Here is a 24816-nt window from a genome sequence, read left to right on the forward strand (position 1 = left end):
CCTGCACACCAAAATGTATAAAATATGCAAAATAACAAAATCCGCTTGATTATCAGTAATAGCTGTTATTCAATCTGCGCTCAATAAGTGGATGTTTAAGCGTATAAGGTAATAGTGTGAAATCTTCGAATTTGGCGTATGTGTTCGGTATGGCTGCAGTATTTCTCTGGTCGACGGTGGCAACTGCATTTAAGATTGCCCTTGGATTTTACACACCGCTACAACTGGTGTTTGTAGCAGTACTCACCTCTATCGTTGCCCTTGGCACCATCCTCGCTTGGCAAAAAAAACTTCCTCTACTTAAAGTACAACTGTTACGCCGTCCGACTTTTTATCTGGTCACAGGGCTGATTAATCCGTTTCTCTATTATGTTGTGCTGTTTAAAGCTTATTCACTCTTGCCCGCGCAGCAGGCACTCTCGCTTAATTACACTTGGGCAGTATTGCTGCCATTGTTGGCGGCGCCGCTGCTGAAACAACATTTACGTAAGAGCGATATGATTGCAGCTCTTATCGCCTATTCAGGGGTATTTATTATCGCCACCGGCGGCGATGTCAGCGGTTTTCGCTTCGATAGTCCACTCGGAATTGCTCTTGCATTAACTAGCACCTTGCTCTGGTGCCTATATTGGATTGTGAACACCAAAGATCAAGGCGACCCCGTCGTCAGCCTGCTATTAAGCTTTTTAATCGGTTTACCCTTTATTAGCATCACGCTGTTACTGACCGATGCGCTCCCTAGCTTTAGTATTAAGGCCATGATGGCAGGCATGTATGTCGGCTTATTTGAAATGGGGATTACCTTTGTACTCTGGTTGATGGCGCTTAAAACCGCGACTCGCACGGCCAATATCAGTACCTTAGTATTTTTATCGCCAGTAATGTCGATTGGTTTTATCGCTTGGATTTTGCAAGAGACCATCGCGACAGCAACCTACATTGGCCTAGGTTTTATTTTGTCAGGGATGATGTTACAGCAGTTATTACCGCGCTATTTGGAACGAAAAACCAAACCGAATGCCAAGCTTACGAATTAGTCACAGATACCGAGTATCAAAACGAGTATCGATAATTTTAAGCGCAAGCTAACATTTTAAAACTGAGTAAAGGGCTATTATGGCAGACTTTTATTGCCCCTAGACTTTTATTGCACCTAATTGGGGCGCGAGGATAAGAGCATGACACCAGCCGTACAAATGGCAAAGAAAGCCAAAATCCCCTTTGAAATTTTAGAATACAGTCACGATCCACACTGTGCCGCTTATGGCGAAGAAGCCGCCAATGCTTTGGGGCTTGCTCCTACGCAGGTCTTTAAAACTTTACTGGTCGCAACCGATAAAGCCCATGCCCCCCTTGCGGTTGCGCTCGTTCCCGTTGATCATCAACTCAATTTAAAAGCCGTTGCCAAATGTTTAGGCCAGAAAAAACTGCAGATGGCCGACGCTGATTTAGCTCAAAAATCTTCAGGCTATTTAGTGGGAGGGATCAGCCCATTAGCGCAAAAAAAGCTGCTGCCAACGATCATTGATGAAAGTGCAAAGCAATTTGACAAAATCTATGTCAGCGCAGGCCGCCGTGGGCTTGAGATATGTCTCGCAGCAAATAACTTAGCGAAATTGTGCCGCGGCTCATTTGCGGATATTAAAACGCTTTAGCCTACAAAGGTCAGTCAAATTCTTTTAAACACTAACCATAAAAGTCATTGAAAAACATGTCTTAAACGTCTATAAATTAAACAATAAATTGAGTGACTAAGGACAGTCATATGCAAAAATCAACCCATTGGAATCAAGAAGATGGCATCAGCCCTATCAGTTGGGTTGCCATGCTAGTGTGTATCGCACTTTTTATCTACGAGCATTTTTGGGGGAATGGTTTTACCACCATGGTGGTGATGCTTTATTGCAGCTTTTTACTCCCCTCGGTTTTACTGACCCGCAAAGTACAAGAGAAGTATTTTCTCTATACCTTGGAATATATCAGGCCCTTTCGCACATTTACTACGGTGATGTCAGTCGCTTTTGTATGTTTATGGTTGATTGCTACTTATACCCCGCTTATCCATTAAGATAAAAAAACTTACCCATAAAAAAGCCGCTATTTCAGCGGCTTTTTAGTACACCAATCACACTATGCACGACTCGTATAATCACCCCATGCCAGCCACTTGTAAGTGGTGAGTGCCTCTAGCCCCATTGGACCACGGGCATGGAGTTTTTGCGTGCTGACCGCCACCTCGGCACCAAGGCCAAATTGGCCGCCATCGGTAAAGCGGGTACTCGCATTCACATACACAGCTGCCGAATTCACCTCATTCATAAAATGCGTTGCGGCATGGATATCATCGGTCAAAATCGCCTCGGAATGCCCGCTAGAATAGCGGCGAATATGGGCAATCGCCGCATCCATATCGCTCACCACTTTAATGCCTAAGGTCAAAGATAACCATTCGGTCGCAAAGCTTTGCTCGGTTGCCAGATCAATATCAAATCCCAGCCCATCGAGTAGCGCATGGCTCTGTTCACAGACGGAAAAACGCACGCCTAAACAGTGTAAGTATTCGACAATTTGCGGCACAAAATTCGCGGCAATGGTTTTATCCACCAACAAGGTATCCAGCGCATTACACACAGTCGGACGTTGCACTTTAGCGTTAGCAATCACCTCAAGCGCCCGCTCAAGATTAGCGGCTTTATCCACATATAAATGGCAAATACCAATACCACCTAAGATCACCGGAATAGTGGCTTGCTCGGCGCAAAGGCGCTGCAGGGCTTGCCCGCCACGGGGGACGATCATATCAACATATTGATCGAGCTTGAGCAGGCCTGTCACTAGCGCCCTATCCGGAGAATCAATCAATTGCACCGCATCAACAGGCAGACCTTGGCTCGCGATAGCGCCACGGATCACTTCGCTTATCAGTTTGTTGGATTCGAGGGTTTCTTTGCCACCACGTAAAATCACCGCGTTACCGGTTTTGAGTGCCAGCACCGCAATATCGACGGTCACATTCGGGCGCGCTTCGTAAATGACTCCTATCACCCCTAGCGGTACGCGGCGGCGCGTGAGCCTTAAGCCGTTCTCTAATACGCGGCTACCAAACTCTTCGCCAACGGGATCGGCAAGACGAACCACATCGCTGATATCGCCGATGATTCCCGCCAGACGTGACTCGTTTAGCAACAGGCGATCGATCATGGCGTCATTCAAGCCCTCGGCTTTCGCCGCCACCACATCCTTGGCATTGGCCGCGAGGATTGCCTGGGTGTTTTCCGTCAGCGCATCGGCAATCGCGTCAAGCAAATCGGCCTTTTGGCTCGCTGTTAGGTTGGCCAAGGCATAACTCGCCTGTTTGGCATTATGACCAAGTTGTTGTAAATATTGCGCTTGATTAATTTGACTCAAAACAGACCTCGCTTATAAGACGACCATATCGTTACGGTGGACAATTGCGTCACCATAATCGTAACCGAGCACAGACTCGATTTCGTCGGAATGTTTACCCGCAATCAACCCTAGCGCCTCACCACAGTAACGGGTTATGCCTCTGGCAATAATTTTGCCATTTTGGTCAACTAATTGCAGAGTTGCACCCCGTTCAAACTCTCCTTTGACGCCAATAATGCCCTTCGATAACAAGCTGCGACCTTTTTCAGTGACGGCTTTAACCGCCCCAGCATCGAGTACCAGTGAACCTTGGGCCGCAGGCCCCGCTAAAATCCACTGTTTGCGGCTTTCTAATGGGTTTTCGATGGCGCTAAAATGGGTGCCAATGGATTCTTTGGCAACAACTTTCTTAATCACATCAGGATGATGACCCGAGGCAATCACCACCTCAATTCCCGCGCGGCGAGCAATATCGGCCGCTTCGAGCTTAGTCGACATGCCGCCCGTTCCTAACCCAGAAACCGAACCACCCGCTAACAGGCGCAGGCTATCATCAATTTTCTCGACCTGAGAAATCAGTTTGGCATTTGGGTGGGTACGCGGATCGGCATCGAATAAGCCCTTTTGATCCGTCAGTAGGATCAATAGATCAGCATCACATAGCAACGCCGCACGCGCTGACAAATTATCGTTGTCGCCCACTTTGATTTCGTTAGTCGCAACCGCATCGTTTTCATTGATGATGGGGATAATATTGTGTGCCAGTAACGCATTAAGCGTATCGCGGGCATTCAAATACCGCTCTCTATCGTGTAAATCGGCGCGGGTCAGCAGCAATTGCCCCACATGCAAACCGTAGATACTAAAGAGTTGCGACCAAGCGAGAATAAGCTGGCTTTGCCCGACAGCGGCTAACAATTGCTTATTGGCCATAGTGTCGGGCAATACCGGGTATTGGAGATGTTCGCGTCCTGCGGCAATTGCCCCAGAAGTACATAATACGACTTCGACCCCTGATCTCATCAGTGCGGCCATTTGACGAGCAAGCTCAACCATATGGGCTTTATCTAGCTGTTTACTGCCAGAAGTCAGCACACTCGTCCCCAACTTCACTACCACGCGGCGATACGCAATCTCACTTAAATTCATTATTCATTTGTAGAAAATAACCGGACAATCCTTATACCTAATCCGCTAGGTAATTGGTAGTAAGTGGGCAGGATGTTGGTAGAAATTTTCAATTCTGCTTGGGATCGCGCATTAAAAAGGGCCATCAATTAGATGACCCTCAACAAATGGTTTACCTGAGTGGTGACCACTGAATATCAAGCGTAAATAAATTTCGCAACAAACATTGCAGCTAACACCAACACACCGATATTTAAATCACTAAAACGCCCCGTTAATAGCTTAATGGCAGCATAGGAAATAATCCCCAGCGCAATCCCAGTGGCAATAGAGAAAGTCAGCGGCATTAAAATACAAACAATAACGACAGGAGCGGCTTCAGTTAAGTCTTCCCATTCCACATGAACCAGCCCAGACATCATCAGAATGGCGACATAAAACAGCGTACCTGCCGTCGCATAGGCAGGGATCATTCCTGCTAAAGGCGATACAAATAATGCCAAAATAAACAGCAAGCCAACCACTACAGCCGTTAAACCCGTACGGCCACCAGCGCTCACACCTGCCGTACTCTCGATATAACTTGTGGTTGTCGAGGTTCCCAAGGCAGCACCAGCAATTGTCGCTAAACTATCGGCAGTTAAGGCACGATTTAATCGAGGTAAACGGTTATTTTCATCAAGGAAGCCACCGCGCTGTGCCACCGCAACTAAAGTGCCAGAGGTATCAAATAAATCCACAAATAGGAAGGCAAACACCACAGACAGCATTGTCACTTCAAATACTTGGGATAAATCCATCTGCATAAAAGTGGGTGCTATCGAAGGTGGCATGGACACAATGCCGTTGTATTGCACATCGCCAAACAGCAATCCAAGCCCAGTGATAATCAAAATGCTTAAAATCACCGCTGACTTCATACCACGTTGCACCATGGCAATGATTAAGAAGAAACCTAATACGGCCATCACAGCGGGGAACGCAGTGATATCGCCCATCGTCACTAAAGTAGCAGGACTTGCCACCACAATACCCGCACTTTTGAGACCGATCAGCGCCAAGAACAAGCCAATACCCGCAGCAATGCCAATACGCAGCGACATGGGAATACTGTTAACAATCCACTCGCGAATACGTACTAAGGATAAAATTAAAAAACAAATGCCCGATAAGAACACCGCACCAAGCGCAGTTTCCCAGCTGTAACCCATTTCACCAACAACTGTATAGGTAAAAAAGGCATTCAGCCCCATACCAGGGGCAAGCGCGATAGGATAGTTCGCCATTAAGCCCATCACGATACACCCCACGGCCGCCGCTAAACAGGTAGCCACAAACACGGCGCCATGATCCATACCCGCATCGGCTAACATCATTGGATTAACAAAAATGATGTAGGCCATCGTCATAAATGTTGTCAAACCTGCCATCGCTTCCTGCTTGAGGCTCGTTTGATTTTGTTTCAGTTTGAACAGCTTTTCTAACATGGAACTGGGTTCCTTTTATTTTAAGTAGGTAGGGTCTAACCATGTAAACACTATGTAGCAATGTGTTGTTCGCAGGCGATTATAGGGAGTTTGTGCTGGTCAGGCCAGAAAATTGAGAGCAGCATTATTGATATAAATCGCTAAACAGAACAAAAAAACACCGCAAGCAATCACCTTTCAAAACTGCTATGGAAAAGGTTAATAAGCGAGTTAGCTGGACAGGAAGGGACAGCATCGACCTAAAGTTAAAAGCATATTGTTTTTTAAGCGAAATAATCTAGATGAATAATGCAGTCACAAGACAACAATGTGATAGCTGAAATTGATAAATTTCTCTCGCGAGATAAAAAATAGCTAAAAAAAAGCCTGCTCAATGAGCAGGCAAGACATGTTTCAAGCGTCCCTTTCGGGGAAGTACATTACCGCGCTAGCGGGAAAAACCTGGCATACCCATGCAAAAACACCGATATGCTACTTGAGTCTAAACACGCCCAAAAAGGCGATACAAAGGTTGATGGATGATGGAAACTAGGTTTAAAGGGATAGTTAGCCCTTAAAGCTCATAGCGAATAAACCGCCACGCAAAACATCTGAATTTAACCAAGTGTTCTGCCAATAAAAATGGTTGTTGCCTGTATAAGACATAGTCAATTACTCCTAAGTAAAGTTGAGATTAAGTACTCTAGTAAAGCTTGGCTCGGTTCCTTGGAACTAGAGATTCTCAAATCCGTTGAGACGACTTGTCACTCGGGTCCTTGGAGAAGGGTATCCATCCTGGATAGACTAGAGGGGAAAGGCCTATTGCCCTGTCCACGAAAGCTATTATAGATTTATGTAGTTTTATTACAAGCTTTATTTGTATTTTTTTTGATTAAGGCTTTTTAATGTAATTAAATTACACGAATATAGTGAGGTTAATGGCGATCTGTTTCACAGAAAAACAGAAATAATCCTGTAACCACCTAACAAATAAGATATTACAGAATTATTTCTATTTACTACGTAAAATTGTTAACGATTGATCAGATATTGATACAGACCGACCAAGGGACTCGCTGTGGGTTTACCGTAGAGCGGATCACCTTCAGTTGCACTGCCAGCGATATCTAAGTGTGTGTAAGCTAAAGGAATAGCGGCATTGACTCCGTGTTCAAACAGGCCTGATGCCTTCAATAAAAACGCCGCAGGATATTGATGACCACGCGCCGTCACAGAAGAAGGCGCATTATTAGAAGATAAAATATCCGCCGCCCCCGACACCTCGCGGATCTTGGCAAAATCCTCACGTCGCAGCGTTGAAACTTCAAAGGGTTCACCCCATTGGCTTGCTTGTTGCTGCAATGTCAGCGCGCAATTTGTGGCATTAGCTACCGCATTTTCAATCGCAGCAGGATAAGCACCATAACAACGCACCACGTGGCCTGTTAAGGTCGCCACTGAAAACAGCTCCGGCTTAACAGCAGTTACCGCTTTTATACGCAGATGACTGAGTAAATCAGCCAGCACTAAACGACCTTCAGCATCGGTATTACCAATTCGAACCCTAACGCCTGCATGGCTACTGATAATTTCATCGGTGACAAAGGCTTCGCTGCCTATGTTGTTACGCACTAAACCTAACTCGGCAATCACGCGAATTCCCTTAGGTTTAAGCATTGACAGGGTTTTAAATAACCCGGCAACCGCAGAAGCACCGCCTTTATCGCGGCTCATGCCCGCCATCGCGCCGCCCACTTTCAGATCGGCGCCGCCCGTATCATAAACCACACCTTTACCCGCAAATAAAAAGGTGCGGGTGATTTCACCCTCTGGCAGATACTCGAGTTTTACGACCCGTGGTTGATGACGGCCCACAGCAAAGGAGGAGCGCGCCACCGCACTCAGCAGTGGGTAGTCACGCTCTAAAATATCTCTGTCTTCTACTACTACGGTTTTTATCACACTGCCTTTAAAAGATTGCAGGCAGTAATCTGCAAAGGCTTTGGCAGACATACGCTCAGGCTCTGTGCCACATAAATCCCGCGCTAATACGCGGCCTGCTTCTAATGCATTGAGTAAGTGACTCTTATCGGCTGATGAAGTGTCGGCCGATAAAGACAATAAACCTATTGCTTCAAAGGCTGGCGTTAAGCCCGTTGCCTCGCGCAATTCTAAGGTTTGCCATAATTCTTGGCCACAGGCGAGCGCCGCGACTTCACTCGCAAAACCAAAACGCAGATCCTTCGATGGCACAACATATAACAACGGACGTTTAGCCCCCGCTTCTTTAGCGATCGCAATCGCAGCTCTTGCCGCGTCACCATACACACGCACATCAGCATAATCATCAGCCACTTGAGTAACGGGCGCAATAATTAGACGCCCACCCGCTAACCCCGGCGCAAACAGCAAGGTCGGGCTCTTACCCACCCTTTTGTCGACGTGGGCACCATGCTCGGCCAATAAACTAATTTCATCCATTTTAATTGATTGGAGATCGGGCGTAATCACAACGACCGCATCCCAGCCTTCACCATCAAAAATGGCATTTTCTGCTTGTACATCAATAAAGTTAACTTGAAACATGACCCATCCTTTTTCATTATTGTGCCAGCATTATTCCCGCTATAACGCTTAATTACCAATCAAAAAATTGCTTTGATACTATCGAAAATACAGAGGGTGGCAACTTTCGCTGCCACAAGCACGCAAGCCTGTATCGAGAAGATTAATCGCCTGAGCAGAATGTGTTAGGATTAGCCCAAATTTGCCCCATACCCACAAGACCTGATGAGGGACCTTCTGTGACAGCGTTAAGTCAGTTATACCCACAACCTTTATGGCAATGGTTCGAACAAATCTGTGCGATTCCCCACCCTTCCAAACATGAACAAGCACTCAGCCAACACATCCAAGCTTGGGCTAAGAGCAAACAACTCGATGTAGTAGAAGATGCCGTTGGCAACTTAATCATTCGCAAACCCGCAACTGCGGGAATGGAAGATCGCAAAGTCGTCGTGATCCAAGCCCATATCGATATGGTGCCACAAAAGAACGCCGATAAAGTGCATGACTTTACCAAAGACCCTATCGAAGCCCATGTCGATGGTGACTGGGTTAAAGCTAAAGGCACCACCTTAGGCGCCGACAACGGTATTGGTATGGCCTCAGCCTTAGCGATTTTAGGCTCAGACGATATCAAGCATGGTCCGCTCGAAGTACTGCTCACTATTGATGAAGAAGCAGGTATGACTGGCGCTTTCGGCCTGCAGGCAGGTATGCTCAATGCCGAGATCCTGATCAACACCGACTCAGAGCAAGAAGGTGAAATCTATATGGGTTGCGCTGGCGGCGTCGATGCCCAAATCACCTTACCGATGGTATGGCAAGCTTCAGAACAAAGTTATGCTTCATTTAGCCTGCATTTATCAGGCTTAAAAGGTGGCCACTCTGGGGTAAACATTCATTTAGGTCGTGGTAATGCCAACAAGATTTTGGCACGCTTCCTGTTTGAAAATGCCGATGAGTTAGCCCTAGAGTTAACTCAATTTACAGGCGGTTCACTGCGCAACGCCATCCCACGTGAAGCCAATATCAGCTTTATGTTACCTGCTGAAAATGTCGAAGCACTGAATGAAAAAGTGCGTACTTTTGAAGACTTAGTCCGCGCCGAGCTGGCGATTGCAGACCCAGACATGCGCTTAGTGTTGAGCGAAATCCCAACGCCCAAACGCGTGATGAGCGAAAACAGCCAAAACACGCTGATCGACCTGCTGCATGTTTGCCCTAATGGCGTGATGCGTATGAGCGATGAAGTCGCGGGCGTAACTGAAACCTCACTCAACGTTGGCGTGATCAGCACTAACGATGAAGAAGTCAGCATTCTGTGCTTAATCCGCTCTTTGATTGACTCAGGCCGCAGCCAAGTAGAAGGTATGCTAAATGCGTTAACCAACTTAGCAGGTGCAGACATTGAATTTAGCGGTGCTTATCCTGGTTGGAAGCCGGATAATACTTCGCCAGTTATGGCAATTGTGCGTGAAACCTACGAGTCTATTTATCATAAAGAACCGGTGATCATGGTGATCCATGCCGGCCTTGAATGTGGACTGTTTAAAAAACCCTATCCAGAAATGGATATGGTCTCGATTGGCCCGACCATCCGTTATCCGCACGGCCCTGATGAAATGGTCAATATCACCACAGTTGGTCAGTATTGGGATCTACTCATAGCAGTGCTCGAGCGCATTCCGGCTAAAGCCTAACTCAGTGTAAACCTCAGTAAACCGCGCTGATTAGCGCGGTTTTTTTATTGCATTAGCCAAAGCTGATTAGAATTCAAGCGTCATTTTAACAATGCATTAAATTAATAACGCCAGTTGAGTTTGCAATGGATCAACCTCAGCAATCAGTGATTGATCATTAAGCCCGACAGCTACGCCGAGTAGTCGAATTCCCCTGCCTTCTTGCCTTGCCATTGCTTGCGCCAATAATTCATAAAACATCATCACAGACACATCATTACTGCGATGTTCAATGGTCGTTTGTTTAAAGTCACTGAATTTAAGTTTCACCACCTGCTTATGGATTTGTCTATCCTTGGCGCTACGACTTAAACGGGTTGATAACTCTTGAATTAACCCCGGCATCACTTGCTGGCACTGCTCCAGCGTGTAAATATCCTGCGCCAGTGTAGTCTCAACGCCGACAGATTTACGCTCGCGACTCACAGACAAGCCTCGATCATCAATCCCCTGAGATCTTTCAATTAATACAGCGCCAAATTTTCCAAAGCGGGAAATAAGCTCTTGTTTTGGAAAAGTTTGTACATCGCCACAGGTATTTAAACCTAAAGAGGACAGTTTTTCCGCAGTGACTTTCCCCACACCAGGGATCTTGCGTAGGGATAAGGTTTTAATAAACTCAGAAACTTTATCGGGCGGAATCACATACTGACCATTGGGCTTATTTAAGTCCGAGGCCACCTTAGCGAGGAATTTTACGGGCGCAATGCCAGCCGATGCAGTAAGTCCAGTTTCAGCTAAAATATCGCGTCGAATCGCTTCAGCAATCAAAGTTGCAGAGCCTTTATACTGCTTACAATCGCTGACATCTAAATAAGCTTCGTCTAAAGACAGAGGCTCTATCAGTTCCGTATAGCGAGAAAATATGCCACGTATTTGTAATGAGACGTCTTTATAGACCTGCATTCGACCGGGAACAAGAATTAAATCAGGACACAACTTCAGCGCATAAGCTGTCGCCATAGCTGAGCGTACACCAAATCGGCGCGCCTCGTAATTACAGGTGCTGATAACCCCTCGCCGTTCACGACTACCACCAACGGCCAGCGGTTTACCACGGTATTCAGGAAAATCCCGCATTTCAACCGCAGCAAAGTAGCAATCCATATCGACATGAATGATTTTTCGCACGTAAAGTTCCTCCGGCACTCAAAATACTGTATATAAAAACAGTTATCAAGTGTCTGCGGCATATTTACGCGACCGCGGAGCTCACCTATCGGCCTACCTATCCTTATCCAAGCATGAAATCCCCAAAAAACAAAGGAGCACTAAAACTCCTTCGATTTTAATAACAACAGTGTTTAAATTTTGAATTGCCCAATATTACGTGTCAGTTCTCGAGTTGCTTGCTCAAATCCTTGTAGACTTAGGGAGAGATCTTGGCTTGATAATAGGGATTGATCGGATAAACCACGCACGCTCACCACGTTTTGTGCGACTTCATCGGCAACGACCGCCTGCTGACCAATCGCCACTGTAATTTCAACGGTTTGCTGCTGGATAGATGTAATAGCTATGGCGATATCGCTTAGGGCTTGTTCGACTTGAGTGGTCAAATCTTGCCCCACTCTCGCCTGCTCAACCCCTGATTCCATCACCTGCTCAGCCTGAAGCGCACTTTGTTGCAGTGTTTGAATAATCCCTTGAATGTTGGCCGTAGAATCTTGGGTGCGGGATGCGAGAGTACGAACTTCATCGGCCACCACGGCAAAACCTCGACCTTGCTCACCCGCCCGCGCCGCCTCAATGGCCGCATTGAGCGCCAACAAGTTGGTTTGGTCGGCAATGTTGCGGATCACACTCAAGACTTCACCAATTTGCTCAGAGCTGCTACGCAACTCCTTGATGACCTTAGCCGCCTCAATCACTTGAATCGATAGTGCCTTCATTCCTTCGGTCGCCCGCGAGACAATTTGCGTACCATCGTGGGCCTGTGATTGGGCCTTTTCGGCAAAATCATTCGCTCGCTGCGCACTTATCGCCATTTCTTGGCTGGTCAGTGCCATTTGCGTTGCTGCTGTAGCCACAGAATCAATTTGTTGTTTTTGCGATGACACAGAAGACACTGCTAAATCACACACTTGCCGAGCATCAAGCACGCCAGTTCCCACCTCTTGAGTCAAGCTGCGAGTATGCAATAACATTTGCTGAACCTTTTCAGCAAAGCGGTTAAATGCATCACCCAGCTTACCTAATTCATCTTCCCGCTCCATCAAAATACGTTGTGATAAATCGCTATCGCCCTCGGCAATGTCTTCCATAGCATCCAGCAATTTGCCAAGCTGGCGTCTAAAGGGCAACAACATCAACCATACTGTGATACCCACTAACAGCATAATTCCTAAGGCAACAAAACAGGCATTCCAAAAGGCTTCGGTCACTGGTGCTTCGATCACCTCATGGGGCAACATAAAGGCTAGGTGCCATTTCTGCTTTGGATAATCCCCGCCTACGGTCACAAAGGTCACTCGCTGTGATACGCCATTAAAGGTGACTTCGGTAAAACCCTGAGGCTCGCGCTGCATTTGTTGCATTAATGCAGAAAAACCCGAAGTATCTTTAAATTGGCTATCAATTTGATTCGCAAGCGATCCAGGAGGAAATTTGTCTGAAAATCCAGGGAAATATACCAGTTTGCCTTCATCCGTCATCAAAAAGGCTTGGCCATAGTAGCGATATTTAATTGGCGCTAACAGGTTCTTTCCAATGGTATCGATCAAAATATCCATACCACCAATGCCAATAAGTTCGCCATTAGCACCATAAACAGGGGTTTTAACCGTCGCCGAAATAGATCCATCGTTGGCATCAACTGCCGGATCGCCGACAAACAGGCCACGCTGATCAATCGCCTCCTGCCACCAAGGACGCTTATTGGTGTAATAATCAGCATCGCCATCGAAGCGACCATTGAGATCAAAATATTCGAAGGTGTTTGCCGAACCAAAGAATACCGATTTGACATCGCTATCACGGTCAGAGAATGAACGAAAATAACGAATAATATCTTGATATTGCTGATCACCCGCAAGATTGCTACCTCGGGCATGGTACTGACTAAACCAGTTGATAAGCCTAGGCTCAGCAAATACCGAGTGGATCACTTGTCCCTTGGCAATAAAATAGCCACTGATCTCATTGGCTTTTAAAGCAACAAGTGCCGAAATGTCTGCATCCACCTGCCTACGTGTGTTATTACTTTCTTTATTCACGAGCAAAGCGGCTACTAAAGTAAGAAGTACAGCTAAGGCTCCGACGATAGTCACCACTAACTGCATACTAAGAGAACGTTTTATATACCTCATCATCTTCCCGTCTAGCTGACTAATAACTTAACAAAAATGCATGCAAAAACAGTTTTACACGGTAACAATTTTTACCAGTCAACAACAGATTAAAATGCGAGAAAAAGCGTAAACAAGTGTTTGTAAAGAATGAAGATTAACTTAATAACAGGAATGACTAAACTATAAGTAGCAATTAGAAGATTGCTTTGCTGGCGGGCTGTTTTACCGAGTGATAGACCAAATACTCAAAATCGATATCTTGTTTTAGAACAAAGGCCAGTCATCGAGAATGGCTGGCCTTGGTAGTAAAAGAGGTAGCTGACTCAGTTACATCTTTGTTTGCAGGTAATTTGCTAAACCAATTCGGTCAATCAAACCGAGTTGTTTTTCTAACCAATACATATGATCGGATTCGGTATCATCGAGTAAGACTTCTAAGATCTCACGGGTTTGGTAATCTTTCTTCGACTCACACAGCGCAATGACTTTGCGTAAATCATCGGCAACTTTGTATTCATAGGCGAGATCGTTACGTAGCATCTCTTCAACGTTTGAGCCAATGTTGAGCGCTTCCCTGGCTGCAACATTGGGAACTCCTTCGAGGAATAAAATACGTTGTACCAGTTTTGCCGCATGGCCTTTCTCGTCATCTGACTCGTGGGCAATGCGTTCATAAAGTTCGTTAAGTCCCCAGTCTTCGTACATATGGGCATGCACAAAATACTGATCCATAGCCGATAACTCTCCCGTTAGGAGTCGATTTAACGCATCGATGACGTCTTTATCACCTTTCATATTCCGCTCCTATGACTCACTAATTTGCGATTGTAGATAGTTTTGAATGCCCGTTAGGCCAATCAACTCTTGCTGTGATTCCAGCCAATCTAAATGCTCTTCTTCATCTTCAAGGATGTCTTCCAGCAGATCACGACTCACATAATCCTGCTCGGTTTCACATAGGGTAATAGCGTCCCGTAGCAGTGTGAGTTGCTCCTGTACCATGGCGAAGTCACAATCGAGCATCTCTTGAGAATGCTCACCAATACGAAGCTTTTCGAGCTGTTGCAGATTCGGTAATCCCTCTAAAAATAATACCCGCTCAATAAGCTTATCGGCGTGTTTCATATCTTGGATGGATTTTTTGTATTCGACGTGATTAAGCTTTTCAAAACCCCAATGCTTAAACATTCTGGCGTGGAGAAAATATTGGTTAATAGCCGTTAACTCACAGGTAAGCACCCGATTGAGTTGTCCCACCACTTTTGGATGACCTTTCATAAGTTACGATCCTTGAAATGAGTGAAAGATTGATCTAAATCAAGCTTCCAGCCTAGTATAGTTTTTACTCAATTTCAAATTTTCTTTATTTTTCAAAATGTTAATAATTAAAAGCATTCTCATTATCGCTTAGATTAGCCTGCTATCCTCCTCATAAATCAAGGATTAATCTTAACAATCCCAAAATCAGGGTAAAAAAATAGCCCCCAGAGGAGGCTATTTCAGTTGAAGCGGATAACTAAATGATCCTGTCTTTGGTTAACTTTGCACGGCGGGCTTCTTCGGCCGCCATGCGACGTTTACGCTTGTCGCAGGGATCATCACAATCGCAGGCTTTTTCAATCCCTAATACACCTAAACCGCCACAGCTTCCTTCTACGGCTTTGCGCTTGATGAGATAACCTATCGACATAAGCAAAAAGAACAGTAATAAAATCACAAATGCTGCGATAAAAGTGCTCATGTAAACTCCAACTATTTAAGGAAAGGCTTGAAGGCGTCACTGTAGTAGACTTTAAATCCTTCACCTTGCTTTTCTATTAGCATTATCGCCAAGTGTTCCTTCTTAGCAAGCTCCAATGATGCTTCTGTACCCAGAACCATCATTGCCGTCGCAAAACCATCTGCCGTCATACATTCTTTATGCAAAACGGTGACAGATGCTAGCTTATGATTGATTGGCAAACCGGTACGCGGATCAATTATATGCGTAAAACGTTGGCCTTCTTCCTCATAATAATTGCGATAATCTCCGGACGTTGCCATAGACATAGTGCCAGGTTCAATCACCTGCTGCACAGCGATACCTTCATCGGTCGGCTTCTCTATTGCCACACGCCATGAGCTACCATCGCCCTTTGTGCCTTTAATGCTCAGCTCGCCACCAATTTCAACTAAGTAACCCGTTGCTTGGTACTTATCTAAAATAGAGGCGACTTTATCAACACCAAAACCCTTAGCGATTGACGATAAATCCACATACAAGTGTGTATTATGTTTACTTAAACGATTGCCTTCGATAGACAATTCACGAATACCCGTTTTGGCCTTAGCTGCATCAATCTCGGCTTGACTCGGTACTTTTGTCGGGCGCTTATCAGGTCCAAAACCCCACAGATTAACTAAAGGACCTAAGGTAATATCTAACGCTTTATCGGTAACGTCATATAAACGCATACCTTCTCTAACTACCTTAATGGTATCGGGAGAGACTTCCACACTCTGCTCTAGCGGTAATTGATTGAAACGTGAAAGCTCGGAATTAGGACGATAGGTCGACATTTGGTTATTGACTTGCTCTAAGGCTAAGTCAATTTCAGCCTGCAATAGTTGGGCTGACGGCATTTGCTCATTGGGAACCACTTTAATGTGGTAAGTCGTTCCCATTGTGCTGCCCGCAAGGGAAATAACTTCATCCTGTTTGCTACAGGCTGAAATAAAAAAGGCCAGACCTACAAGGACCAGCCAGCTAACTGAATGCTTAAACATTGAGGTTTTTAACGCTAGGGTTTTAAACATAGTGACTAACAACTCTTTATGTATGCCCTTTAATGCAAAAGTTGCAGATGAGAGCTCTACTCCACATCTGCAACTCATTTTTCCTTGGGCTAATTCACATTAGCCGCCGAAGTCATCCAACAGGATGTTTTCGTCTTCGACACCAAGATTTTTCAACATACCGATCACGGCTGCGTTCATCATTGGAGGTCCACACATATAGAACTCACAATCTTCTGGAGCATCGTGATTTTTCAGGTAGTTTTCATACAGTACGTTATGAATGAAACCTGTGTAACCATCCCAATTATCCTCAGGTTGAGGATCGGACAGTGCAACATGCCATACAAAGTTGTCGTTTTCAGCCGCTAAGCCGTCAAAATCTTCCACGTAGAACATTTCACGCTTAGAACGTGCACCGTACCAGAAGCTCATCTTACGCTTAGACTTCAGACGCTTCAGTTGGTCGAAAATATGTGAACGCATTGGCGCCATACCGGCACCACCGCCGATAAACACCATTTCTGCATCGGTATCTTTCGCGAAGAATTCACCGAATGGACCAGAAATTGTCACTTTATCGCCCGCTTTTAAGCTCCAAATATAAGATGACATCTTACCGCAAGGCAGTGTCAAATTACGTGGTGGTGGCGTCGCGATACGCACGTTCAACATGATGATGCCAAACTCTTCAGGGTAGTTAGCCATCGAGTAAGCACGGATAGTTTCTTCGTCAACTTTGGATTCTAACTTGAAGAAACCAAAGTGTTCCCAGTCGCCACGGTATTTTGCTGGTACGTCGAAATCAGCATATTTAACATGGTGTGCAGGCGCTTCGATCTGGATGTAACCACCCGCACGGAACGGAACAGACTCACCATCAGGAATTTGCAGCTTCAGTTCTTTAATGAAGGTCGCCTTGTTATCGTTAGAGATAACAGTACATTCCCACTTCTTAATACCAAAGATTTCTTCGTCAAGCTCAATTTCCATATCGTTCTTAACGTTCACCTGACAAGACAGACGACAGCCTTTACGGGCGTCCCCCTTGCTGATGTGGTCTAATTCTGTTGGCAGGATATCACCACCGCCAGACTTAACCACCACGCGACATTGGCCACAAGAACCACCGCCACCACAGGCGCTCGATACGAAGATACCGTTGTTCGCCAGCACGCCTAACAGCTTGCCACCCGCACCGGTTGTAATCGCTTTTTCAGGATCGTCGTTGATGCCGATCGTGATGTCACCGCTAGACACTAGCTTAGATTTAGCGAATAAAATCACTAACACTAACACTAGGACGATAGCAGTAAACATACTCACACCGAGGTAAACCTCAAGCGGAGTAGATTTAAAAATACCAAGAATATCCATTAACTTATCCTTAGAAGGTCCAATTCAAGAAGCCGTTTGGTGTCTCTTATAGAGACACACCAGAAAACGACATGAAACCTAAGGCCATTAAACCAGCAGTAATAAAGGTAATACCCAAACCACGCAGGCCATTAGGCACATCGGCATACTTCAGCTTCTCACGGATACCGGCCATCAATACGATAGCTAATGCCCAACCTACTCCAGAGCCGAAACCAAACACCAGACTTTCACCCAGTTTATAGTCACGCTCAACCATAAATGATACCGCACCGAAAATCGCACAGTTCACAGTGATCAGAGGTAAGAAGATACCTAACGCGTTGTACAAAGGAGGAAAGTACTTATCCAGTGCCATTTCCAGAATTTGAACTAAAGCCGCGATCACACCGATAAAGGTAATGAATTTCAAGAAGCTTAGGTCAGCTTCAGGTGCGCCGGCCCAAGCCAGTGCGCCAGGTGCTAACAGCCCTTGGTAAATAACTTGGTTAGCAGGAACAGAGATAGTTAACACTACAACTACCGCAATCCCTAGGCCCATCGCAGTGGTCACTTTCTTCGATACCGCTAAGAAAGTACACATACCAAGGAAGAAGGCCAGTGCCATGTTTTCAATGAAAACAGAGCGAATTAACAGGCTAATATAATGTTCCATCTCAATTACCCTTTTGCTTCAACTTGCTCTGGCTTATAGGTACGAATAATCCAAATCAGCATACCGATCAGGAAGAACGCACTTGGCGGCAGTAATAGCAGACCGTTTGGTTGATACCAGCCACCATCAGAGATCTTGTGCAGGATTTGAACACCGAACAGAGAACCGTTACCAAACAGTTCACGCACAAAGCCAACAGCTAATAGAATCGCACCGTAACCTAAACCGTTACCGATACCATCCATAAAGCTCATCATTGGCGGTGTTTTCATCGCATAGGCTTCAGCACGCCCCATTACGATACAGTTCGTAATAATAAGGCCAACGAATACCGATAATTGCTTAGAAATCTGATAAGCATAAGCCTGCAGCAATTGGTCAACCACGATTACCAGAGAGGCAATAATGGTCATCTGTACGATAATACGTACGCTGCTAGGAATATGATTACGGATCATTGAGATAAACAGGTTAGAAAACGCTGTTACCGCAGTTAATGCCAACGCCATCACCAATGCAGTTTCGAGCTTACTCGTTACCGCTAACGCACTACATACACCAAGAACTTGTAATGCAATCGGGTTGTTGTTGACGATAGGTCCAGTCAGAACCTGTTTCAGTTCTTTAGCGTCAGACATTAGCTGAGACCTCCATTGCGTGCTTTTTCAATGAAACTCGCAAAACCTTCTTTACCTAACCAGAATGTCAGAGAGTGTTGAACACCGTTACTGGTCAGAGTCGCGCCGGATAATGCATCTACACCGTATTCAGTGCTAGCCACTGCAGGGTTTTTAGTTACGCTGATTGCAATATTACCTTGCTCATCAAATAACTTTTTACCATGCCACTTGGCTTTCCACTGAGCATTTTGGACTTCACCACCAAGACCAGGGGTTTCACCGTGCTCGTAGTAAACTAGGCTTTGAATCGTGTTGAGATCAGCATCTAACGCCAAGAAAGCGTACATAGTTGACCACAAACCATAACCATGAACTGGCAGGATCACGCTGGTTAACTTACCTTGATCGTCGCGAACGAGATAAACCACAGCGTCCTCTGAAACACGCTTAACAGAAGCAATGTCGTTTTCGGGGACAAATGAGGTCTTCACATCACGAGCCGCTTTGCGTTGGTCAAATGTATTGGCGTCAACACCTTCAACCCAATCACCGGTTTTTAAGTTAACTAACTTAGCTTCGATATGCTTACCGTAAGTTTCCAAAATTTGCGCTTTGGTCACTTTACCGGCTTTAGTGTCAATCAGACCCGCAGCTTCCAGAATGTACTTTTGCTTATCAAGCAGTTTGTTTTCTGCCTGAGTTGGGCGCAGTAATACTGCCGCAGTCGACACAAATATCGCACAAATTAGACATAAGCCAACGACGATAAATAACGTTCTGCCGAACGAATCTTTATTACTAGCCACGAGCAATCCTCCGCTTGATATTTGCCTGAACCACGAAGTGGTCGAACAATGGCGCGAACAAGTTAGCAAACAGAATCGCTAACATCATGCCTTCTGGGAACGCAGGGTTAATCACGCGGATGAACACAGCCATTGCACCAATCAAGATACCGTATGCCCATTTAGCTTGGTTAGTAAATGACGCAGACACTGGGTCAGTCGCCATAAACATCATGCCAAATGCAAAACCACCTAACACTAAGTGCCAGTACCAAGGCATTGCAAACATTGGGTTTGTGTCACTACCAACAAAGTTAAGCAGAGTAGAAATGGCAATCATACCCACCATCACACCGCCAACAATGCGCCATGAAGCAATACGGGTATAGATGATGACCAGACCACCTAACAGAATCGCCAACGTCGATACTTCACCCACAGAGCCTGGAATGAAACCGAAGAACGCATCCCACCAGTTTTGGTTGAAGGCATAATCTAAGGTGCCAGATGCCGCTTGACTCAGTGCTGTTGCACCTGAGTAACCGTCAGCCACAACCCAAGTAGTGTCACCAGACATGTTTAGCGGATAAGCGAAAAACAGGAAGGCACGACCAGCAAGAGCAGGGTTTAAGAAGTTACGCCCTGTACCACCGAACACTTCTTTGGCTACCACCACACCGAAGGTGATACCCATAGCTACCATCCACAATGGGATAGTTGCTGGCAGTGTTAAAGCGAACAGGATAGAGGTGACGAAGAAACCTTCGTTAACTTCATGACCACGGATAGCAGCAAACAGCACTTCCCAAATACCGCCGACGGCAAACGTCACAGCATAGATAGGTAGGAAGAAACAGGCGCCATACCACATCAGCGCAGGCCAACCAGAGTTTGCAGTCAGTTCAGTACCGAACATGCTAAACAAGCTCACTTGCCATACATCAGGGGTCGCAAAACCAGCCACTAAAGCTATTTGAGCTTGTAAACCTACGTTGTACATCCCCACAAACATCGCAGGGAAAGCACAGGCCCAAACCGTAATCATCATACGTTTTAGGTCAAGGTTATCGCGAACGTGGGTCTTGCCCTTATTCACTTTACCCGGGGTATAAAAAATGGTGTATGCCGCTTCGAAGAGGGCATAAAACTTTTCGTATTTACCGCCTTTTTCAAAGTCGGGTTCAATACGTTCGAAAAAATCTTTCAAGCTCATTAGCCTTCCCTCACGATCGTATCTAAACAATCACGCAGATATGAACCATAGTCATATTTGCCTGGACATACGAAAGTACACAGTGCGAGATCTTCTTCATCCAACTCTAACGCGCCTAATGTAGCTGCACCGTCAAAGTCACCCGAAATCAGGTCACGCAGTAACATTGTAGGAAGAATATCCAGAGGCATTACACGCTCATAGTTACCAATAGGTACCATAGCGCGGTCAGAACCACCTGTGCTCGTTGTCATATTGAACAAACGAGAAGAACTTAAGTGACCAAGGAATGCACGAGTGATAGAGAATTTGTTCGCGCCAGGTAATACCCAACCCAAAAATTCTTTTTCTGTGCCTTCTTCAAGCAGACTTACCTGCATATGGTAACGGCCTAAATACCCTTGAGGACCTACCGCTGTACGACCATTGAGCACAGAGCCTGAAATAAAGCGCACGTTACCCGCGAGGGTTTCGCCCGCAGTTAGTTCAGTCATGCTTGCACCTAAAACAGTGCGAACCAATCTTGGCTTAGCCGCTTTAGGACCAGCAATCGCAACTACACGTTCGGTATTCAGTTGGCCTGTCGTAAATAGCTGACCAATGGCTATTACATCTTGGTAACCGACATGCCAAACAGTACGTTTTGCAGAGGCTGGAAGTAGGAAATGGATATGAGTACCAACAAGACCCGCTGGGTGAATACCGGCAAATTCTTCAACTTGGGCATTAGCGGCAGGAATATCGGCGCCAGGCGCTTTACAAAGGTAAACTTTACCTTCAGTAAGTCTTGCTAACACTTTAAGACCATTAGCAAAATCTTCTTTATGCTCACGGATCACTACGACAGGATCGGCTGCATGGGGTTGCGTATCAATGGCGGTTACAAAAATACCCGCAGCAGAAGAATCTACCGCTGGCACTTTGCTGAAAGGACGTGTACGCAATGCAGTCCATAAACCTGACTCAATCAGGTTGTCACGGACCAGTTGCGAGTCAAGCGTATCAAGAGCAGTGGCGTCATACTTAGCAAAGGAAACGCTTTCGTTACCTTCCACTTGAATAACAACAGACTGCAGCACACGCTGGGCGCCCCGGTTAATGTCTAATATAGTACCACTGGCTAAAGCCGTATATTTTACGCCAGGATTTTTCTTATCTTCGAAAATCACCTGACCTTTTTGTACTTTATCGCCCACTTTGATCTTCATCGTTGGACGTAAGCCAATATACTCTTCACCCAAAGTAGCTACATGTTTAATGGCTGGGCCATTATGGATAACTTGCTCTGGTCCGCCTGCTATAGGCAGTTCCAATCCTTTCTTAATTGTAATCATATCCACAAGCACTACGTTTTGAAGGAAAGACAATGCGCCGCGTTCCTGCTAAATACGAAGGTTTTAAACAAAACCTACTGCATTGAGCTAGCGCAGATTTATCACAGAAATGCGATCGCAATCACGCTGGTCGCGCGCATTTTACCCCAATTACCGTGCCATCGCCACGAAAATTATAGGTGTTTTCAAACCTAAAATAAGGATTTAAAAGAATCACGCGCTACAGCGTTCGCCTTCCGACCGAATAAGGGTTCAGAAAGAGAGTATTACGGTCGTCAAATACTATAACATTAATTTTTAAAGAATTAATTTAGCAAAAGGTCGATAACCTGCGATATCTAGAAATCTAAATGCCTTTTCGCTTTATTCCTAATCACTTTAAACAACATTTAACTCAGTTTAGAAACGCCATTGATAGCCTAAATAGCTGATCCGTCCATTCTCGACTCGAATTCCACTATTTGATGCTGTTGTCACTAAAGATTCATCGAGTAGGTTTTCAAGGCGAAAATACACCCTGTGATGCATATCAATATCGTAGTTCGCCGCTAAATCGACACGCCATTGACTGTCAACGCGTTGCAACTCACTACCATACTGAATTAAATCACGTTCAGCTTGATAAGCCGTAGCAAGATTTAATTGATAATCGGCGTATTTTAGCCCCGCACTTAATTGCAGTTGATGCTCGGGTAACCAAGCCAGTTTATCCCCCTCCAAGACACACCCTTGGATATCAATGCAAGTATTAGTCTGATATTCAGCGCTAAGATATTGATAATTTAGCCCCAAAGGCAATTCAAACTCACCTAGCATCCAGCGATAGCCAAGGCCGAGTTCAATCCCATAGGTAAGCACATCGGGTATATTTTCTTGAATTAGCAGACGAGAATCGACGCACATGGAGTAGCTATCGCAATCAACATGCAAATTATCAAATTCTTGTACATAGGCACGCAGATCGGCCTGAACGCCATCACTCGCATATTGGGCACTGACTTGATAATGAAGCGACTCCTGTGCTTCTTGGGAAAGATTGCCCGCACTCGCCGCCGTCCACGCCCGGCGTATATCGGTACTAAAACGCCAATCACCAGCATCATAAAGCACACCAAGTTGTGGCATCCAATCGCTATCATAAAAGTCCGCTTCCTCAAGCCCAGCAAAAGCTAAGCTCACTTCACGATTAACACTAACATGCTCGTAAGTAAGGCCTAACTTGATTTGCATGCCCTGCCAACGCCATAAAGAGTCGATTGCCGACGTCAGCGCCGTGGCATCATCGGTGTAGGCTAACACCGCATTAGACTCATCACGGACGATACTTCTGTCGGCTTGCCATAATGCAGCTTGATCACCAAAACGCATCTCTGCTTTATCGGTATGATAACGAGCACTGTAGGTAATTTGATGTTCGCCGTATTGGTTTATCGACTGAGTCTGGGCACCAAACGCACTGTAATCATTGTCTTGCACCAACATATTTAAATCGGCGCCATTCGCACTGGGATTACGATCGAAGGCGGCGATATCATAAAGCGTTCCCAACTCAATATTTCGCCCATTAAACGCACCAAGCTGATCCAGTCGTTGTGAATAGGATTGATAGTAAAAGTCGCTAATCACTTTGCTATCACCTAAGTTGACTTGGTGTGATAACTGGTATTTGTGTTGCCGTCCTTGATGTTTATCTTGTGCGGTAGCGGAATACAGCAACAAAGGATCCTGCTGCCAGTCAACGGCAGTGCTCCCAAGCAATGAGCGGTAACTATCATCGTCGATAAATTGGTAGGTAAATTCCGTTTGCTGCGGACTGCGAGCACCAAGCAAGCTCGTGGCGTTGACCTTAAATAAGATATCCGTTTTTTTTCTGTCAGCATCGCTGCCGTTTAAAAAAATCGCATCACCTTGTTCTTTAATATAATTAGCCGCAAATAAGGCACCGTATTCTTTTTGGTTAACACCCCAACGCATACCCGCATTCACATCTGAATCCGTCGTCCCTTCGATTTGAACACTGCCAGATTGTGGCCGTTCAATAATGTGAAGGCTTTGGTAATCCACCACACCAAATGCTCCCTGACCACCAACAGCCATATTTGCCAGTGGCGTAGTCGTCACACTTTGCTGCAATAAAAGATGGGGTAATAGTTGCAGTTGTGGTGCCGAATAGGGCGCAGGTGAGAAATACACCCTATCTTGCATCACAGCAACACCTTGGCTGGCTGAGCGCATACTGATATTAGCGGAATTGCCACTATGGTCAGCCCGAAGCAAAGTTAAGCTATTGAGACTGCTTAACTGCATTGCATCATCAATGGAGTGGTACTGATCGTTGAGCTTTGCTAAATCGAGAGTTTGAGAATAGAGGGGATTTGCATTAAGTGAATTTGCGTAAACACAGGAAACCGCCAGCGCGGTCAGCGACATGACAAAATAGCGACTTGACATACCAAGCTCCCAAAACTTTTTGTTAGCG

General features: G+C 45.6%; 21 protein-coding genes. 4 read left to right on the forward strand and 17 right to left on the reverse strand.

The features are described from left to right. Window positions 1-116: 116 nt before the first annotated feature. The 3 genes from H9J30_RS02990 to H9J30_RS03000 all read left to right on the forward strand — a co-directional run bounded on the left by H9J30_RS02990 (window position 117) and on the right by H9J30_RS03000 (window position 2068). Window positions 117-1037 (forward strand): DMT family transporter, encoded by a 921-nt coding sequence (locus H9J30_RS02990; RefSeq protein WP_240129606.1) that lies wholly within the window; start codon window positions 117-119, stop codon window positions 1035-1037. A gap of 141 nt (window positions 1038-1178) precedes the next feature. After that, window positions 1179-1655, forward strand: a complete 477-nt coding sequence (ybaK, locus tag H9J30_RS02995) for a Cys-tRNA(Pro) deacylase (RefSeq protein WP_240129607.1) — start codon at window positions 1179-1181, stop codon at window positions 1653-1655. A gap of 110 nt (window positions 1656-1765) precedes the next feature. Beyond that, window positions 1766-2068: a hypothetical protein gene (locus H9J30_RS03000; RefSeq protein WP_240129608.1), complete on the forward strand. Its 303-nt coding sequence runs from the start codon at window positions 1766-1768 to the stop codon at window positions 2066-2068. 62 nt (window positions 2069-2130) lie between these two features. On the opposite strand, the gene H9J30_RS03005 is transcribed toward H9J30_RS03000, so the two are convergent. From H9J30_RS03005 to H9J30_RS03020, 4 genes are all read right to left on the reverse strand, one after another. Next, window positions 2131-3408 (reverse strand): glutamate-5-semialdehyde dehydrogenase, encoded by a 1278-nt coding sequence (locus H9J30_RS03005; protein WP_240129609.1) that lies wholly within the window; start codon window positions 3406-3408, stop codon window positions 2131-2133. Between the two features lie 12 nt (window positions 3409-3420). Continuing rightward, on the reverse strand, window positions 3421-4539 hold the full coding sequence (proB, locus tag H9J30_RS03010) for a glutamate 5-kinase (protein WP_240129610.1): 1119 nt from the start codon (window positions 4537-4539) through the stop codon (window positions 3421-3423). A 176-nt stretch (window positions 4540-4715) separates the two neighbouring features. Continuing rightward, window positions 4716-6005: an NCS2 family permease gene (locus H9J30_RS03015; RefSeq protein ID WP_240129611.1), complete on the reverse strand. Its 1290-nt coding sequence runs from the start codon at window positions 6003-6005 to the stop codon at window positions 4716-4718. A 1011-nt stretch (window positions 6006-7016) separates the two neighbouring features. Further along, window positions 7017-8570: a M17 family metallopeptidase gene (locus H9J30_RS03020; protein WP_240129612.1), complete on the reverse strand. Its 1554-nt coding sequence runs from the start codon at window positions 8568-8570 to the stop codon at window positions 7017-7019. A 218-nt stretch (window positions 8571-8788) separates the two neighbouring features. Here H9J30_RS03020 and H9J30_RS03025 point away from each other — a divergent pair, with 218 nt between their 5' ends. Next, complete coding sequence (locus tag H9J30_RS03025) at window positions 8789-10249, forward strand: aminoacyl-histidine dipeptidase (protein ID WP_240129613.1); 1461 nt, start codon at window positions 8789-8791, stop codon at window positions 10247-10249. Between the two features lie 96 nt (window positions 10250-10345). Here H9J30_RS03025 and dinB read toward each other — a convergent pair whose 3' ends face one another. From dinB to H9J30_RS03090, 13 genes are all read right to left on the reverse strand, one after another. Next, on the reverse strand, window positions 10346-11419 hold the full coding sequence (gene dinB, locus H9J30_RS03030) for a DNA polymerase IV (RefSeq protein WP_240129614.1): 1074 nt from the start codon (window positions 11417-11419) through the stop codon (window positions 10346-10348). Window positions 11420-11592: 173 nt separating this feature from the next. Next, window positions 11593-13596 carry a methyl-accepting chemotaxis protein gene (locus H9J30_RS03035; protein ID WP_240130058.1) on the reverse strand — a complete coding sequence of 668 codons (2004 nt, stop codon included), beginning with the start codon at window positions 13594-13596 and terminating at the stop codon, window positions 11593-11595. Between the two features lie 309 nt (window positions 13597-13905). Beyond that, entirely contained in the window at window positions 13906-14373 is a 468-nt protein-coding gene (gene bfr, locus H9J30_RS03040; RefSeq protein ID WP_240129615.1) for a bacterioferritin, read from the reverse strand. Window positions 14374-14382: 9 nt separating this feature from the next. After that, a complete protein-coding gene (gene bfr, locus H9J30_RS03045; protein WP_240129616.1) occupies window positions 14383-14856 on the reverse strand; it encodes a bacterioferritin in 474 nt (157 codons plus the stop codon). A gap of 238 nt (window positions 14857-15094) precedes the next feature. Beyond that, on the reverse strand, window positions 15095-15319 hold the full coding sequence (gene nqrM, locus H9J30_RS03050) for a (Na+)-NQR maturation NqrM (protein ID WP_011071354.1): 225 nt from the start codon (window positions 15317-15319) through the stop codon (window positions 15095-15097). A gap of 11 nt (window positions 15320-15330) precedes the next feature. After that, a complete protein-coding gene (locus H9J30_RS03055; protein ID WP_240130059.1) occupies window positions 15331-16374 on the reverse strand; it encodes an FAD:protein FMN transferase in 1044 nt (347 codons plus the stop codon). Between the two features lie 99 nt (window positions 16375-16473). Next, window positions 16474-17730: an NADH:ubiquinone reductase (Na(+)-transporting) subunit F gene (gene nqrF, locus H9J30_RS03060; RefSeq protein ID WP_240129617.1), complete on the reverse strand. Its 1257-nt coding sequence runs from the start codon at window positions 17728-17730 to the stop codon at window positions 16474-16476. A gap of 46 nt (window positions 17731-17776) precedes the next feature. Next, window positions 17777-18385 carry an NADH:ubiquinone reductase (Na(+)-transporting) subunit E gene (gene nqrE, locus H9J30_RS03065; RefSeq protein ID WP_011071351.1) on the reverse strand — a complete coding sequence of 203 codons (609 nt, stop codon included), beginning with the start codon at window positions 18383-18385 and terminating at the stop codon, window positions 17777-17779. A 5-nt stretch (window positions 18386-18390) separates the two neighbouring features. After that, a complete protein-coding gene (locus tag H9J30_RS03070) occupies window positions 18391-19023 on the reverse strand; it encodes an NADH:ubiquinone reductase (Na(+)-transporting) subunit D (protein ID WP_011071350.1) in 633 nt (210 codons plus the stop codon). Beyond that, window positions 19023-19811: a Na(+)-translocating NADH-quinone reductase subunit C gene (locus H9J30_RS03075; protein ID WP_240129618.1), complete on the reverse strand. Its 789-nt coding sequence runs from the start codon at window positions 19809-19811 to the stop codon at window positions 19023-19025. The genes H9J30_RS03070 and H9J30_RS03075 overlap by 1 nt, the downstream gene beginning before the upstream one ends. Continuing rightward, complete coding sequence (locus H9J30_RS03080) at window positions 19804-21003, reverse strand: NADH:ubiquinone reductase (Na(+)-transporting) subunit B (protein ID WP_240129619.1); 1200 nt, start codon at window positions 21001-21003, stop codon at window positions 19804-19806. Before H9J30_RS03080 ends, H9J30_RS03075 begins: the two co-directional genes overlap by 8 nt. Continuing rightward, window positions 21003-22337: a Na(+)-translocating NADH-quinone reductase subunit A gene (locus H9J30_RS03085; RefSeq protein WP_240130060.1), complete on the reverse strand. Its 1335-nt coding sequence runs from the start codon at window positions 22335-22337 to the stop codon at window positions 21003-21005. The genes H9J30_RS03080 and H9J30_RS03085 overlap by 1 nt, the downstream gene beginning before the upstream one ends. Window positions 22338-22736: 399 nt before the next feature. Next, entirely contained in the window at window positions 22737-24788 is a 2052-nt protein-coding gene (locus H9J30_RS03090; RefSeq protein WP_240129620.1) for a TonB-dependent receptor domain-containing protein, read from the reverse strand. Window positions 24789-24816: the final 28 nt, after the last annotated feature.

This window comes from Shewanella cutis (assembly GCF_022410515.1).
Classification (GTDB): domain Bacteria; phylum Pseudomonadota; class Gammaproteobacteria; order Enterobacterales; family Shewanellaceae; genus Shewanella; species Shewanella cutis.